This window comes from Micromonospora sp. NPDC049175 (assembly GCF_043197345.1).
GTDB lineage: Bacteria > Actinomycetota > Actinomycetes > Mycobacteriales > Micromonosporaceae > Micromonospora.
Window position 1 is genome coordinate 45,417 of the sequence record NZ_JBICSY010000003.1, and the last position, 13,634, is coordinate 59,050.

Below are 13,634 nucleotides of genomic sequence, written 5' to 3' on the forward strand. Positions count from 1 at the left end.
GATGTCGAAAGCGGATGCGGGTAGTGCCGATCGAGGGCATGTTCTTCTTCGTCCGCCATCTGATGCGTACGATCAGCGGTCCGCCCCTCGCAGCCCATCCGAGGAGATCCCGATGCGTCCGTCCATCGCCGTCGTCGGTAGCGCCAACCCGGACCGTGATTACACGCCGGACATGAGGGAGATCAACCTCGTGCCCGGCGCCTGCGAGGCGGTCGGCCGGGAGTTGGCGCGAGCCGGGTGCGATCTCATCGTGTTCTCCAGCAGTGACAACTACATCGAGAAGGATGTCGTCCGTGGTTACCTGGCCGCGGTGCGGGTCGAGGACGGCGCATCCGTCATGGTGAGGGCGCCGTTCGACCGGGTGACGCCGTTCGATGTTCCGCCGCATCTCACGCACGTCCTGCGCGTCCTACCGGACTCGGCCGAGGAGTGGGAGGTGTCGTACTACCGCGCGGTGTTCGAGGCTGACGGCCTCATCGTGGTCGGTGGCGGGCGGGCGACCCGGATCGCCGGGATCCTGGCGGTCGCCCGGCGCATCCCACTCGTCGCGATGGCCCACTTCGGAGGCGCCGCGCTCAGCGTCTGGCAGCACCTCGACCGACACCAGAACGATGCCACGCGCGAGGCGATCAGCCGGATGGCGGCGCCCTGGGGCGACGACGCGGCCGAGCAGCTGGTCGCCAGCCTGTCGGAGCAGCGTTCCCGGATGCGGGAGGCGGAGCGGGCCGCACGGCGGGACCAATCCCGCGTCCGACGTGCGCGGACCGTGAACGGCCTGGTCGCCGCGGCAGCGATCGCCGTGGCGTTGTTGACCGTGGTCCTGGCCTACGGCACCGGGACGACCCTCACGGCGGTGGGATACCTGATCGGCGGCTCACTGCTGATGGCCGCTGCCGGCGCCCTCATCAACGACGCTTCCGGGGAGGAGCCGAACCTTCCGTGGGCGCTCGCCCGCGGTTTGGGCGCCGGAACCCTGGCCACCATGCTGTACATGGGTTCGCAGACCCTCACCAACCCTGACCCGCTGGACGCGGAGGCCACTCGGCGGCTCGCCTGGCTGCTCATTCCGCTCGGGCTCACCGCGGGATACACATTGGACAAAGTGTTCGCCCGGCTCCGCAACGTCGACGCGCTCGCCGAACGGCCATTCTCCCAACCGTAGGATGCGGCCCCGCCACGACGAACCGGTCCACCATCGAGGCGGCCGCGCCGCCAGGAGCGCACATCAGAAGACCGATGGTGGCCAGCGGTGTGCGCGCCACTCGTTCCATGTCGCGAATCCGGCCGGTGGGTCATCAATGGGTTCGCTGCCGTCAAGCTCGCCCGGCGTCGGGATGTCGATGGTGGCAGCCCACTCGGCAAGCTCTTCGTCGGACATGGGCCAGGTCGTGTCCGGCGCCTTGGCCTGACGCCGATCGAGTCGCCTGCGCTGCTCGGCTGCGGAGAGTTCGAAGTAGCGCATCTCCACCATCGCGTCGAGGTCCGCTGCCGCCTGTCGTAGCGCGGAGCGCTCGGCACGGCTCCAGAGGCCGAAGTCGATCACGACGTTGGTGCCGAGGTCGAGGGCGCGCAGCCCGATCTGGATGAGTCGTCCTTCGATCACGTCCTGAGCCGATGGCGGATTCTCGTGACCGTAGAGAGCCTTCACCCATTCGTCCTTCGTGAGACGAAGTGCTCTCCGCTCCCTCTCGATGCGCCGAGCAGCAGTGGTCTTGCCTGTGCAGGGGAGTCCCACGGTCAGGATCAGTGTTGGTCGTCTCATCATCACCCGCCTCCGACCGATCGCGGTTAGGACCTCTCAGTGGACTGTCGGGTCACCCTTCGGGCGATGGCTGCCGCGTCACAGGCGCGTAGCGTACGGTGTCGAAGCGGTGACCTCGGTTCACGTAGCGTCGAGAGGAGCACCATGATCGCCGAAACGGTGGAATGCGCCTACTGCGGGCAGCCCAAGTCGGATCGCGTGCGCAAGTGCCCGCACTGCGGCAACGGCTGACGAGCCGCTACCGCACCCGCATCTGCATGACTCGGCCCTCGGGGTCGGTGCGAACCTCGAACGGACGCTGATCGGCCGTACCCTCCGCGGACCACGACCCGTCCACCAGTTGCATGACCTGCAAGGTCTCGATCGTCCGGTACCCGACCGACGTGAGGTGGACCGTGATCGCCGATGCGATGCTCGCGGCGCTCGCCGGTGGACGGGGGGCCAGAAAGCCACGTGCGCGCAACTGAAGCGCCACGGCCTTCAGTACGTCGTAGGTGAAGTTCCCGGCAACACCGGCCAGGACGGCGTCACGGAGGAAGTCGGCGACGCCGAGAGTGTGGGCCCCGTCGGACAGTTCCTCGCCGGCAACTCCGTCCAGCACCAGGGAGGAACCGTCGTCCAGCGGCACGATCAGTTGCGTCATGCGGACATGCTGGCAGACCCGCGCACCGTGAGTGTGGGAAGGATCGCGTGGAGGGTTACGTACCTGGGCGAGTGTGGTGGCTCGGTTTCTGGCAGACCGCCGAGCAGGCCCACTGGTGGCTCAGCGCGGACACGCGCCTGCCCGACAGCGTCACCCCACTGGCCGTTGGCTCCATCGATCTCGACCGGCTGACCGAACCCCTGGCCGCCCTGGCGGCCTCGCTTCCGGGCCTCGTCGCCACGGAACGGGCGGCGCTCGACGACGTCGACCGCCGCATCGGGGAGGGACTCCCGCAGGGCGACGATCCCGCCTCGACGGCTGCCGCGATCGCGAGCCGCATAGAGCTCCTCGGTGAACGGGTCGCGCTCCGCAACGCCGCCGCACGACGCGCCTGGACCGGTGCGATGGTCGACCCGACCAGCAACCTCGCGCTGTTCCGCGAGCTGGGCCGCATCTTGCTGCCGCCGGAGCTTCGAGATCGGATCAGGACGGCGGACGCCGACGACACGACTCTCGTCGTAGCTCCCGGCCCCGGCCTGTCGAACGTGCCGTGGGAGCTTCTCGTCATCGACGACGACCAGGACGTCCGGCTCGTCGAACGGGTCGGTGTTCTCGGTGGAATCAGCCCGGCCCTGCTTGTCAACCTGGCCAGGCCGGCCCGACCCTTCGCCGGCAGCGGCCCCGCCGTACGGGTCGTCGACCCCACCGCGGCCGGAAGTCGAACCGGTGGCGGACGCATCTACCCCGACGGGGTGCCCGAGGCGTGGCACCGCCGCAGTGGCGACGGCGACGCGCTGCTCGGTGCGGGTACGACGGCTGGCTGCTCACCCGCGGAGCTGTCCGCGGCACTCCGGTCGGAGGCGTGGGCCCGCCTGGTGTTCGTCGGCCACGCCTCGGCCACCGACCCCATGATGCCGACCTCGGCAGGACTGGAGTTGGCCGTCGACGCGGCGACCGGGGACTCGCGGCTCACCGCCGGACAGTGGCTCCGGGACCCCACGCGGTGGCCCGCCCCTCGCCGAGTGGGCTTCGTCGCCTGTCAGTCCGACGACGCCGGGTACACCGAGCAGATCGGCCTCACCCTCGCGGCGTTGAACGCAGGCGCGCGTACCGTGATCGCCACCCGCTGGAGCCTGCCGAGCGACGGTTCGGAGCGCCTCGTGGCCGGCGGCACGCCGATCGGGTCGGCCACGACCGCGCTCGCCCTGGCCGTCGACGCGGCGCTGGGAACGTCCGATCCCGTCCGGGCCGTCGGCGAGTGGCAACGGGATCGGCTGAGGTGCTGGCGTTCCGCGAGCAGCGACGCCGAACGCCGAAAGCACGCCCCGTTGGTGTGGTCGGCGTTGGTCACCTACGACGTCCCGGACGCCGCGGTCACCACGATCCCCGGGCTCGACCAGCCCACGGGACGGTCGCCCGCGCCCCGGTCACCACGGCACGACGTCCCCCCGGTGCGACCGGTCGGCGACGCCGCCGAGGCGGCGAAGGCCAGCCTGGCGGCCGGCGTGGCCGCGTTCGGCCGCGCCGACTGGTCGGAGGCTCGCGAGCACTACCTTGCCGCCCTCGCCGCCTTCACCGCCTGCGACGACCGGAAGGGCATCGCCGACGCCACGACAAACGTCGGCAATGCCGCCTTCTTCCTGGGAGACCTGGAGGAGGCTGCCGACCGATACCAGACGGCACTGCCTCTGTACCGGGACCTCGACCTGGATCGACAGGTGGCCGTCGTCGGGCAGAACCTGGGCAACGTGTCGTTTCAGCGCGGCGAACTGGACGTCGCCGCCGATCAGTACCGGGCGGCCGCCGAAGCCCTGCTGCGGGGCGGGTTTCGTCGTCATGCGGCGGACACGCTCGTGAACCTCGGTGCCGTACTGATCGAACTCGGCCGCCCGCACCTCGCCCTCGAACACCTGGGCCGGGCGGGTGACCTGTACCGGGAGACGTGCGACGAAAGCGAACTCGGTGGCAAGCTCGCCGAAGTCGATCAGAACACCGGGTTGGCGCTGGCCGGGGTGAAGTCCTTCGAGCGCTCCCGCGCCCACCTCATCGCCGCCCTGGAACACTGGCAGACCGAGGAACCGTTGGCGGAGCGGGCCGCGCGCGCCAACCACAACCTGGGCCTCGTCGCGTTTCGGGCGGGCGACCTGCCGGAGGCGCAGCTCAGGTACTCCCACGCGCTGGAGCACTTCCAGTCGGTGGGCAACGAGCACGAGGCGGCCGACGCCAGGCTCGGCCTGGGGACCGTCGCCCGCCACCGGGGCGACGTGAGCGAAGCCCGCGCGAACTTTCGGCAGGCACAGGAGCACTACCGCAGAACGGGGCAGTGGCTGGCCTACGCCCAGGCCTCGTTCAACGAGGGGCTGACCCATCCGAGCGACAGTGGCCAGCGGTTCGACCTGCTGGCCGGCGCGTGGGCGGCGATGCAGTCGATGTCGTGGCGGCTCGCGCACGTCAGCGAGCGGGCGGGGTGGCGCGCCGCCCTCGACCACGCCAACGACGAGGTGCTGGAATCGGCTCGTCTCGGTGGCCGCGACCGCCAGTTCGCCGAGGTGCTCGAGTCGCTGCGAATAGCCGGCACGCTGCGCCGCGTCGCGCCGACACCGCTGACTCCGGCGCGCCCGTCGGAGGTCGACCGGGACGCCCCGTTCGTCGCACCGCTGCCGTCGATGACCCTCTCCGTCGAGCCGGTCCTGCCGTGGACGCCGTCGTCGGCCGCCGACGAGGCACCCTGCGACGCGCCACCGTGGATCGACTGCGGCTGGCCGCCCACCCTTGTCGACGTCGTCACGCGCGCCGAGGAGATCATCGCCGTTGCCGGGCCGACGACACTTCCCCTGCGCAGGGGCGCCGTATCGCTGATCCCGCTCCTGCACCGCGACCCGCACCCGGACGAGGAACCACAGACGAGGACCGACCAGACGCGGACAGCACGGGTACGCGTTCCGCCCCGACCACGGAGGTAGCCCACACATGTTCCCCCTCGAGTTGGCGCACCAGGCCAAAGGCACGCCCGTGGAGACCCTGCACAAGGTCGTCGGGGCGGTAGGCCTCGTGATCACCGTGCAGGGTTCCGGTGATCTCGGGCAGATCGTCGGTGACCTGGTCGAGGTGGCACCCCGCCTCGCCGAGGACCACGAGGTCAGAGCCGACGGCCTGATCATCAGTCGGGTGGGCTCGTACCGCGTCTTCTGGGGTGCCCTGAAGTGGCCCGGCGGAAGCCTGGCCATCCTGGCCCCACTCTCGGCCTACGAGGAACAGGACGTCAGCGAGTGGACCCGGCACTTCATGAACGAGGTGCTCAACCCGATCCAGACCCTGTCGCAGCGCGGTTATTCCGTTGGGGGCGGCGGCAGTGGACGGGTGACCGAAAGGGATTTCTGCCGCGCCTTCCAGCAGGCACACACCTGAGGCCTGGCCGGACCGGCTCCACAGGTCCGCGGCGGGTCCGTCGGCGGCGTACGCGCTCGCCGACGGACCGCATCGCGCCGAGGTTTACGGTTTGCGGGCGAGGAGCCCGACAAATGTGTGATAGGTGTCGGTCTGCGTCGGAGCGGGCGCATCCGGCTCCGGACGCCACTCGGCGAGCGGGACCAGTCCCGGCTCCAGCACGGTCAGGCCATCGACGAACGAGAGGATCTCCTCGTCGGTACGCCAACGGCCGGTGCCCAGCGACTCGTTGAAGACCCGCTCGACCTCGCGGGCCTTGCGGGAGCCCTCCGGGTCTCGCTCGGCGGGGTCGCGGAAGTGTGAGATCGCCACGTAGCTGCCGGAGGGCAGCGCGTCGATCAACGCCGCCGCCACCGCCCGCGGATCCTCGTCGTCACCGAGGTGGTGCAGGATCGCGAACAGCAACAGACCGATCGGCCGGTCGAAATCCACGAACCGGCGTACGTCCGGGTGGTGGAGGATGTCCTGCGGGGCCCGAACGTCCGCCTGGATCACCGTCGCGGTGCCCTCCGAGGCGAGCAGGGCTCGGCCGTGTGTCAGGACGATCGGATCGTTGTCCACATAGACGACCTGAGCCTTCGGGTTGTGCTCGGTGGCGACCTCGTGCACGTTGCCCTGGGTGGGCAGCCCCGATCCGATGTCGAGGAACTGGTCGATGCCCGCCTCGGCGACCAGGAAGCGAATCACCCGACGCAGGAAGGCCCGGTTCGCCTGGCCGGCCGCCGGCCCGTCGGGCGTGATCCGCAGGGCGTGCTCGGCGACCTGCCGGTCGACCTCGAAGTTGTCCTTGCCGCCCAGGAAGAAGTCATAGACCCGGGCCACGCTGGGAATGCTGGGGTCGATGCCGGGGGGTGCCGCCTTGTCGAGGGTCACAGGCGTCTCCGTTCGTCGGGGGAATGGCGCAGGCTGAGATCTGCGGGCGGTGCCGGAGTTGCGGCGAGTGTAGCGATCGGGAGAGTCGATTTCCGCCCCGACTTTGCTACGCGGCACCAACAGGAAGCCCTCAGTGACGATGCCCCTTACGACGAGCAGGACAGCGGCGGCGAGCAACGCGAGGCCCATGATCCGGCCAAGCCGCTTCGATTCGGTGGTGTTGGCAGCCCGGTGGACACGCACGCCGCTCACCGCCGGGACCCAGGATCAGCAGGTGCGCGTCTGCCAGCTCACCTTCGTCGCGAACATGGGCACATACAGGTCCCCTCCTTCGCCGGCGCGAGCGCACAGTACGCCGGACATCTGCGACCCATTGAGGTACGTGTAGGACCAGCTGATCTCGGCGTTCCGGGAGGTGTGGTTGTAGAAGTTGAAGGCCGGGACGTTGCCGGACCATTCGCTGCTGGTCACCAGAGACGGAGTCGCGATCGGGCCCTCCGCCGGGTGGTCCCAGTTGGGCCAGGTGCAGAACGTGCCGCGCGGGCAGTTGCCGGGCAGCCATTGTCCGGCTGATGCCTGGGTGGTTGCCGCCGAGGCGGGGGCGGTGGCCAGTACGCCGGCGACGGACAGGGCGGGGGCGAGGGATTTCAGCAGCACGGAGCACCCACCTCGATAGGCATCGATGGATGGATCCGAGATTACCGGTGGAAATTTGCGCCGTCAACAATCTGGTGATCTCGTCTGGGCGCGGCGCCCCGTCCGACGGCGGCAGAGCCGGCCACGAATACCCGCCGCCAGGACACCCGTCACCGGAGCGACCGGCAACGGGTGTCGTGGCGATCGCCCCCGAGGGTCAGGAGCAGGTCTTGCCCTTGTTGATGCAGGTGACGATGCGTTGCATGGTCTGGGCGGAGTTGACGTTGACGAAGTCGTTGTGGTCGGAGAAGGGGTTGTGGTTCTCCTCGGGGAACGAGTCGAGGGCGTACTGGCCCTTGACCTGCACGCCACGAGCGATGTCGTAGGCCACGGTGATGCGCAGCTGCGGGATCGCCTGGAAGCCCTGCGGGCAGGCGCCGGTGGCCCGGTCGGCGAACGCGACGTGGTTGCGGTGGTTGTCGCTGTCGATGCTCCTGCCGTCCCAGCAGCCGGGGAAGTCGTGCACGCGTTGCACCCGGCTGCCGGCGGGGCAGATCGGGTACTTGTCGGAGAGCCGATCGGTGAAGCCCGAGCAGGTCCAGGTGGCACGGGCGTTTGCCGGACCGCGGCTGGTGGGCTTGGCGTCGCCGGTGAGGGCCCGGAGGAACTTCGGCATCGGCACCACCTTGGTGACCGGGTTGCCGCGGTACTCGATCAGCACCTGCGCCGGACGGACGATGCCGCCGGTGTTGCCGGGCAGTTCGAAGTTGGGTCCCTGTGGATCGGGCAGTGCGGTTGCCGTGCCGGGCGCGCTGCTCGGTGCCGCCGGGGTGGCGGGGGCCTGGTCCAGCCTGCAGGCGGCGAGCGCATCGAGACCCTGCGGTCGGGCGCCCTGCCGGCCGATCGCGATGGCGATCCGGTCGAGCGCGGCGGCCCGCTTGGCGCGCAGCGGTCCGAGGATGGCGTTGTCGACGAAGGCCGGGCCGCCCTGGCCACGGCTGCTGACCAGACGTTCGTTGGCCTCGGAGACCTGCCGGTCGAGGTCGTCGAGGTTGCGGTTCACCTCGGCAAGAGCCCGATTGGGTACGCCAGGCAGCCGGTCCCGTACGGCGGGGCACTGAATTCGCGGATTCGCGGCCTGGGCGGCGTTGGCGCTCGCCCGGTGGGCGCTGTCGGGCATCCGGGCGTGCATGTCGTCGTAGCTGACGTCACAGTCGACAAGCGAGACCAGGCCGGGCTGGTTGCCGCCGCCGGCGGTGATCGTGGTGCTGATCTCCTTGAGCAGTACGGCCCGGCGGGCCCGCAGTGCGTCGAGGACCTCGCGGTTGAACGCGGCGTCGATCCGGCCCCGGCTGGCGGTCATCCGCTGGTTCGCGGCGGCCTGCTGGCGTTCCAGTTCGGCCAGCAGGCGGTCGACGGTGTCGCGGGCCGAGGCGGGGACGGCCCGCAGCCTCTTGCCGACCGAGGGGCAGACGACCATCGGTTGGGTCTGGGCGAGGGCCTGCTGGACGTGCCTGCCGCTGCGGACGGTCTTGTCGATGCGCACCACGGGCCAGAAGTAGGACGACTTGTCGCCGTTGCGGCAGGTGGTGCCACTGGCGTCCAGGTCGGCGTCCGAGGAGTTCGCGGTGATGGCCAGATTGCCGACGAAGTCGTGGACGTGTTCGGCGCCGTTGCGGATGCCGGGCTGGGCCACCGGGTTGTCCGGGCTGAACTTGCCGTTTTCGTTCGTGCCGCAGTCGACGGTGAACCGGCCTGTCGACCCACCGGCGGCCGGCCTCGGGTTCCGCACGTTCGGCGGCACGTTCTCGATGGGCACGAACTGGTCCAGGCTGGTGGCGGCATCCGCGGTGCCCCGGCCGCCACTGGAGACGAAGGTGGCGGTGAGCGCACCGGTGGCCGCCAGCACGAGCACGGCCATGGCGAGCCGGACCGGCCGGGTCTGGACCAGCGCGGTCCCGTTTCTTCTGCGGTTCATCGGAATCTCCTCAAAGCCGGAAACGGCTCCGGTGATGTGCTGTCTCCCCTCGGTACGGGCCGACGACCGCTCAACGGTCAACGGCCGCCGGGCACGTCATGGTTCGGTAAGAAGTCCGGCGGGCGGAGCGAACCGCTACAGCAGGCCCCGCTCGCGGATCAGGGCGAGCCGGTCCGGTGGCAGGCAACTGGTCAGGTTCCGTTCCAGGTCAACCAGTTCGAGGTCGACCGCGTACACCACGAAGTCGTCGGTGACCGGCAGCGTGGCCGACCAGTCGCGCAGGTTCAGCCGAGCCGCGACCGCGCACAACAGTCGCCGGAGGGTCTCGGATCCGGCCGAGACGTCGAGATCGTCCGCGTCGAGTAGGGCGAGTTCCTGCCGGATCAGCCGCGACGGCCCGAGGTCGATGTCGGTGCTGGTGTCGAAGTCCGCCGGCGACCAGGCAGCGCGGGTTTCCACCGTGCGCAGCTCGTCCCGTTCGTCGGTGGTGGCGGCGCTGATGCCGAGCGACAGCTGCGCGGGCCCGGCATAACTGAGGGCGAGACAGGCGACCGGGTCGTCGACCGGCAGCAGCGCCGCCGCGTCCGGAATCAGGGCCACCAACTCGTCTTCGAGGGCGCGGCACGCCGCGTCGAGGTCGAACCCCGCCGGGGGCCGGACGTACAGCTCCCGCGACCTTCTGCCGGTGACCTCGACGAGCGCGCGCAGGCCGTGGTCGTCATGCTCGGCCACCAGGATGGCAGCTGGACGGCCGTGGCGCTCGATCTCGACGCGACTGATCCGCCCATCGGTGTACGTGTACGTCTCGCGCCCCGAGCCGTGCCGCGCGACCATGTTCGCCGCGCGCATCAGCCCATCGTCGAAGCGGTACTCGTGCAGGTAGATCGGGCCGTCCGTGTCGAAGTGCGCCTCCTCGACAACCTCGTGGCCGTGGCGGAAGAATGTCTCGTAGTACAGGCGGCCGTGCAGGAAACCGCTGTACTCCTGGACCACTGCCACCCGGCCCTGGGCATCGAACCCGAGCCGCAGGACGTCCGCATCCACCGGCGGACGAGCATCCAGGCGACGCCCGGGCCTGAGCAGGTCCCGCTCGAAGCGCAACGGGCGCAGATCAAGACCGGGCCAGGTGTACCAGTCCCACGACGCGACGAGCGCGGTCGCCTCCCGTTTCCGGGACTCGTATTCGTCGGCGAGCTGGGCGAATCGCGCCGCGACGTCAGACATGTCCAGGAGCGTACGGCTCACCTCGCCGGCCCGACCTGACGCGTACCTCCGGATCTGCCGTGCGGCGCACGGCGCGGGCCGTGCCCACCGGCACCCGCCTGCGGGAGGTGATCCCTCGGCTGGGGGACGACGTCCGGCCGCGCCGGTTCGTAAGGTTGCCACCTGGCACCCCTGATCGAGGCCGCGCCATCGCTTCTGGCGGTGGAGCGCCGCGGCCTCTGGTCCGGACGCCCACGGGAGGGGAAGAGATGGCAGCGACAGGCACGCCCGTGCTCTTCGTCCATGGCATGTTCCTGCACGCCGCGTCCTGGGCCAGTTGGGTCGAGCTGTTTCGGACGGCGGGATATGCCCCGCTGAATCCGGGCTGGCCGGGGGAGCCGAACACGGTCGCGGAAGCGCGGCAGGAGCCGGACCGGGTCGCCGGCATCGGCATCGACGACATCGTCTCGCACTACGCACAGATCGCCGGCACGCTCGGCACACGGCCGGTCATCATCGGCCACTCGACCGGCGGCCTGGTGGCCCAGCGCCTCCTCGATCAGGACCTCGCGGTGGCGGCGGTGGCGCTGCAACCTCCACCGATCAAGGGTGTGGCCAACCGTGCGCCGTCGAGCATTCCGGTGGGCTGGCCCCTGCTGCGCAACCCGGCCAACCGGCGGCGGGCGTTGTCGCCGACCACACGGCAGTTTCGATACAGCCACGGCAACGCGCTCACCACGACCGAATCCGACACGTTGTACCGGCAGTGGGTCATCCCATCACCCGGCAGACCGGTCTTCGAGTTGGTGTCCGCGAACCTCTCCCGGCGCTCACCGGCGACGATCGACGCCGCCAACGCGGCCCGGGGACCACTGCTCGTGCTGGCCGGCGGAAGGGACCACAGTGCGCCCGCGGCCGTCGTCCGGGCCACGGTCAAGCGATACCGCGCCTCCTCGGCGGTCACCGACTACCAGGAGTTCCCCGACCGCGGGCACTCGATGCCGATCGACAGCGGCTGGCGCGAGATCGCCGACGCCACGCTTGTGTGGATGCGACGCCACCTCCGGTAGCCGCCCAGGTGCGCGCAGGCCGGTCCGGCAGCCCCTCCGCAGGTCAACCATCGACGAGCGCGGGGAAGTGTTCGCCGCGGTTGAGGCGGTCGACGAGGTCGAGCACGGCAGCGTGCCCGCCGCGCGCTTCCGCCCACCGGTACACCCGGCAGGCCGCTGTGGCGTACACCTGCTCATCCGAACCGGCAGCGCGTAGCCACTCGGCCAAGCTCTGCGGCAGTGACGCGGCCGAGGCGTTGCGGCAGCGGTCAGACGAGCCAGTGACCGGCACGCATCAGGTCACGACCGGCGATCTCGTTCTCCTCCCGCCACGCCTGGATCCGCCGAGGTGTCACTCGGAAGTACGCGTAGCGGGTGGTGCCGACGCGCGCGTCCCAGAGCCTCGCGGCGAAAGCGTCGGCCAGATCGACAGGCACAGTTTCGCGCGAGAACGTCTCGACGGTGCCTTCGATGAGCACCACGTCGCGGGTCGTACCGACCGACATCCGCACTCGTTGCGAGGCACGTAGATTGCGCGCGGTCGGGCTGGACTCGGCTGTGGCCAGGGTCAGGGCCTCGCCGTCCCAGAGGAAGGAGAGCGGCACCAGGTGGGCGTTGCCCTCCCGGTCCGCTGAGGCGACCCACGCGTCCAGGTCGCGACCGAGGCGGGTGAGCGTGTCCTGCTTCCGTTGCTGCGCAGTGCGCGGCGCTTCGGCTGCCACGCCGAAATCCTCCCATCCCGCGTGGGTTCCTCGCGGTCCCGGACGACGTCGACCAGCCGGGTCCCACCCTGATCACTCCAGCCCCGCCCGCCACGCGTCGCGGTGCGCGTCGAGGTAGTCGGCGGTTGCCAGCCAGTAGGGACCGTCCTCGGTCCAGATTCTGGCCCACGGCTGACGCTGTTGGCGGGCGCCCTCGCGCAGCAGGTCGTACATGGCCCTGGCGCGGCGGCCCAACAGCACGGCCAGCGCCGGACGGGAGGCGTCGTCGAGACCGTAGCCGTCGACGAACGCCCGCAGCCGTGCCGCCGACTGCGGCACCGGCCGGTCCGCGCGCAGACCGGCCATGCTCTGCGCGGCGTACGCGAGGTCCCACAGTCGCGAGCCTGGCGCGACCCCGTCCCAGTCGATCAGCACCCAGCCCCGATCGGACCTGACCAGGTTCCACGGCGCCACGTCGTTGTGGCAGACCAGCTCCTCCCGGTCGGGCGGGATGGCCTGGTTCCAGCTCGCGCCGGCCGGCGGTACGAAGCTGGCCAGCGCCTCGTGCAGGTGCGCCAGCAACTGCCCGATCGAGCGAAGCTCGGGGGTGGAGTAGGTGCCGGACGCCGCACCCATCTCGCCCGGGACGTATTCGAGCACCTGCCTGCCCTGCTCGTCCCGGCCCAGCGGACGAGGGCACGCGGTGAACCCCACGGCGTGCAGGTGGTCGAGCAGCAGGTCGACGGTCTCCGTCCAGGGCCCGGCGGGCCGACGAACGGTGTCCCCCACTCGCACGACCCCGGCCGTGACGTTGCCCTGCAACACTTCCTCGCGGCTACTCACCCCGAGATTCTGCACCGTCGCCCTGGTGTCGGAGGGTCTCGGGGACGGGAAGCGCGTACCTCTCGGCCTGCGCCGTGGTCCGGGGTTGCTGTTGCCAGGGATCTCCGGTCGCGCCGGCGGCGAGGTGTTCCTCGTAGCTGGCCACTTTGCCGTTCACGAGATCGAGGCAGTCGCCCAGCCGCGCGAGCTGCTCGATGATGTGACGCCGGTGCTCGCGCAGCAGCTCGAGCCGTTCGGCCTCGTTGCCGCTGCCCTCGCGGACGAGTTGGGCCAGGCGGCTGATCGTCGCGAGCGGCATCCCGGAGGCGCGGAACTTCACGCAGTTCGCCAACCACTCCACGTCCCAGGCGCTGTAGACACGCCTGCCGGACCCGTCCCGCCGCACCTCGCTGGCCAACAAGCCCCTGCGCTCGTAGAGCCGCAGGGTGTGCACGCTCAACCCGGTGCGCCGCGCCACCTGTCCGATGCTCAGGTCATTCTCCGACACGACGCCGACCGT

At 70.3% G+C, this 13,634-nt stretch carries 15 protein-coding genes; 5 read left to right on the top strand and 10 right to left on the bottom strand.

Annotated features, from left to right (window positions below):
• The first annotated feature begins 112 nt into the window (after positions 1-112).
• On the top strand, positions 113-1,162 hold the full coding sequence (locus ACGFH8_RS14190; RefSeq protein ID WP_393367179.1) for a hypothetical protein: 1,050 nt from the start codon (positions 113-115) through the stop codon (positions 1,160-1,162).
• 63 nt (positions 1,163-1,225) lie between these two features.
• On the opposite strand, the gene ACGFH8_RS14195 is transcribed toward ACGFH8_RS14190, so the two are convergent.
• Positions 1,226-1,765, bottom strand: coding sequence for an AAA family ATPase (locus tag ACGFH8_RS14195; RefSeq protein ID WP_393367181.1), 540 nt, complete (start codon positions 1,763-1,765; stop codon positions 1,226-1,228).
• Between the two features lie 141 nt (positions 1,766-1,906).
• Between ACGFH8_RS14195 and ACGFH8_RS14200 the strand changes: the two genes are divergently transcribed.
• Positions 1,907-1,993: a zinc ribbon domain-containing protein gene (locus ACGFH8_RS14200; protein ID WP_350823378.1), complete on the top strand. Its 87-nt coding sequence runs from the start codon at positions 1,907-1,909 to the stop codon at positions 1,991-1,993.
• A 7-nt stretch (positions 1,994-2,000) separates the two neighbouring features.
• On the opposite strand, the gene ACGFH8_RS14205 is transcribed toward ACGFH8_RS14200, so the two are convergent.
• Positions 2,001-2,405: a hypothetical protein gene (locus ACGFH8_RS14205; RefSeq protein ID WP_393367183.1), complete on the bottom strand. Its 405-nt coding sequence runs from the start codon at positions 2,403-2,405 to the stop codon at positions 2,001-2,003.
• Between the two features lie 47 nt (positions 2,406-2,452).
• Here ACGFH8_RS14205 and ACGFH8_RS14210 point away from each other — a divergent pair, with 47 nt between their 5' ends.
• The gene (locus ACGFH8_RS14210) at positions 2,453-5,368 is read left to right on the top strand and encodes a tetratricopeptide repeat protein (protein ID WP_393367185.1); all 2,916 of its coding nucleotides are present in this window, start codon (positions 2,453-2,455) and stop codon (positions 5,366-5,368) included.
• 7 nt (positions 5,369-5,375) lie between these two features.
• Positions 5,376-5,813, top strand: a complete 438-nt coding sequence (locus ACGFH8_RS14215) for a hypothetical protein (RefSeq protein WP_393367187.1) — start codon at positions 5,376-5,378, stop codon at positions 5,811-5,813.
• 84 nt (positions 5,814-5,897) lie between these two features.
• Here ACGFH8_RS14215 and ACGFH8_RS14220 read toward each other — a convergent pair whose 3' ends face one another.
• The 4 genes from ACGFH8_RS14220 to ACGFH8_RS14235 all read right to left on the bottom strand — a co-directional run bounded on the left by ACGFH8_RS14220 (position 5,898) and on the right by ACGFH8_RS14235 (position 10,563).
• Positions 5,898-6,725 carry an SAM-dependent methyltransferase gene (locus ACGFH8_RS14220; RefSeq protein WP_393367189.1) on the bottom strand — a complete coding sequence of 276 codons (828 nt, stop codon included), beginning with the start codon at positions 6,723-6,725 and terminating at the stop codon, positions 5,898-5,900.
• A gap of 267 nt (positions 6,726-6,992) precedes the next feature.
• Positions 6,993-7,382, bottom strand: a complete 390-nt coding sequence (locus ACGFH8_RS14225; protein WP_393367190.1) for a hypothetical protein — start codon at positions 7,380-7,382, stop codon at positions 6,993-6,995.
• A gap of 196 nt (positions 7,383-7,578) precedes the next feature.
• Entirely contained in the window at positions 7,579-9,339 is a 1,761-nt protein-coding gene (locus ACGFH8_RS14230; protein ID WP_393367192.1) for a DUF1996 domain-containing protein, read from the bottom strand.
• 135 nt (positions 9,340-9,474) lie between these two features.
• Positions 9,475-10,563, bottom strand: a complete 1,089-nt coding sequence (locus ACGFH8_RS14235; RefSeq protein ID WP_393367194.1) for a hypothetical protein — start codon at positions 10,561-10,563, stop codon at positions 9,475-9,477.
• A gap of 248 nt (positions 10,564-10,811) precedes the next feature.
• Here ACGFH8_RS14235 and ACGFH8_RS14240 point away from each other — a divergent pair, with 248 nt between their 5' ends.
• A complete protein-coding gene (locus ACGFH8_RS14240) occupies positions 10,812-11,612 on the top strand; it encodes an alpha/beta hydrolase (RefSeq protein ID WP_393367196.1) in 801 nt (266 codons plus the stop codon).
• A 43-nt stretch (positions 11,613-11,655) separates the two neighbouring features.
• On the opposite strand, the gene ACGFH8_RS14245 is transcribed toward ACGFH8_RS14240, so the two are convergent.
• The 4 genes from ACGFH8_RS14245 to ACGFH8_RS14260 all read right to left on the bottom strand — a co-directional run bounded on the left by ACGFH8_RS14245 (position 11,656) and on the right by ACGFH8_RS14260 (position 13,622).
• Positions 11,656-11,781 carry a hypothetical protein gene (locus ACGFH8_RS14245; RefSeq protein ID WP_393367197.1) on the bottom strand — a complete coding sequence of 42 codons (126 nt, stop codon included), beginning with the start codon at positions 11,779-11,781 and terminating at the stop codon, positions 11,656-11,658.
• Between the two features lie 79 nt (positions 11,782-11,860).
• Positions 11,861-12,313 (bottom strand): pyridoxamine 5'-phosphate oxidase family protein, encoded by a 453-nt coding sequence (locus ACGFH8_RS14250; protein WP_393367198.1) that lies wholly within the window; start codon positions 12,311-12,313, stop codon positions 11,861-11,863.
• A 72-nt stretch (positions 12,314-12,385) separates the two neighbouring features.
• On the bottom strand, positions 12,386-13,135 hold the full coding sequence (locus ACGFH8_RS14255) for a phosphotransferase enzyme family protein (protein ID WP_393367199.1): 750 nt from the start codon (positions 13,133-13,135) through the stop codon (positions 12,386-12,388).
• Positions 13,128-13,622 (bottom strand): MerR family transcriptional regulator, encoded by a 495-nt coding sequence (locus tag ACGFH8_RS14260; protein ID WP_393367200.1) that lies wholly within the window; start codon positions 13,620-13,622, stop codon positions 13,128-13,130. Before ACGFH8_RS14260 ends, ACGFH8_RS14255 begins: the two co-directional genes overlap by 8 nt.
• Positions 13,623-13,634 lie beyond the last annotated feature (12 nt).

What these genes read in the sequence shown, in the direction of transcription:
- ACGFH8_RS14190 (WP_393367179.1), top strand. Translation starts at nt 113, where the DNA reads ATGCGTCCGTCCATCGCCGTCGTCGGTAGCGCCAACCCGGACCGTGAT.
- ACGFH8_RS14195 (WP_393367181.1), bottom strand. Translation starts at nt 1,765, where the DNA reads ATGATGAGACGACCAACACTGATCCTGACCGTGGGACTCCCCTGCACA.
- ACGFH8_RS14200 (WP_350823378.1), top strand. Translation starts at nt 1,907, where the DNA reads ATGATCGCCGAAACGGTGGAATGCGCCTACTGCGGGCAGCCCAAGTCG.
- ACGFH8_RS14205 (WP_393367183.1), bottom strand. Translation starts at nt 2,405, where the DNA reads ATGACGCAACTGATCGTGCCGCTGGACGACGGTTCCTCCCTGGTGCTG.
- ACGFH8_RS14215 (WP_393367187.1), top strand. Translation starts at nt 5,376, where the DNA reads ATGTTCCCCCTCGAGTTGGCGCACCAGGCCAAAGGCACGCCCGTGGAG.
- ACGFH8_RS14230 (WP_393367192.1), bottom strand. Translation starts at nt 9,339, where the DNA reads ATGAACCGCAGAAGAAACGGGACCGCGCTGGTCCAGACCCGGCCGGTC.
- ACGFH8_RS14235 (WP_393367194.1), bottom strand. Translation starts at nt 10,563, where the DNA reads ATGTCTGACGTCGCGGCGCGATTCGCCCAGCTCGCCGACGAATACGAG.
- ACGFH8_RS14240 (WP_393367196.1), top strand. Translation starts at nt 10,812, where the DNA reads ATGGCAGCGACAGGCACGCCCGTGCTCTTCGTCCATGGCATGTTCCTG.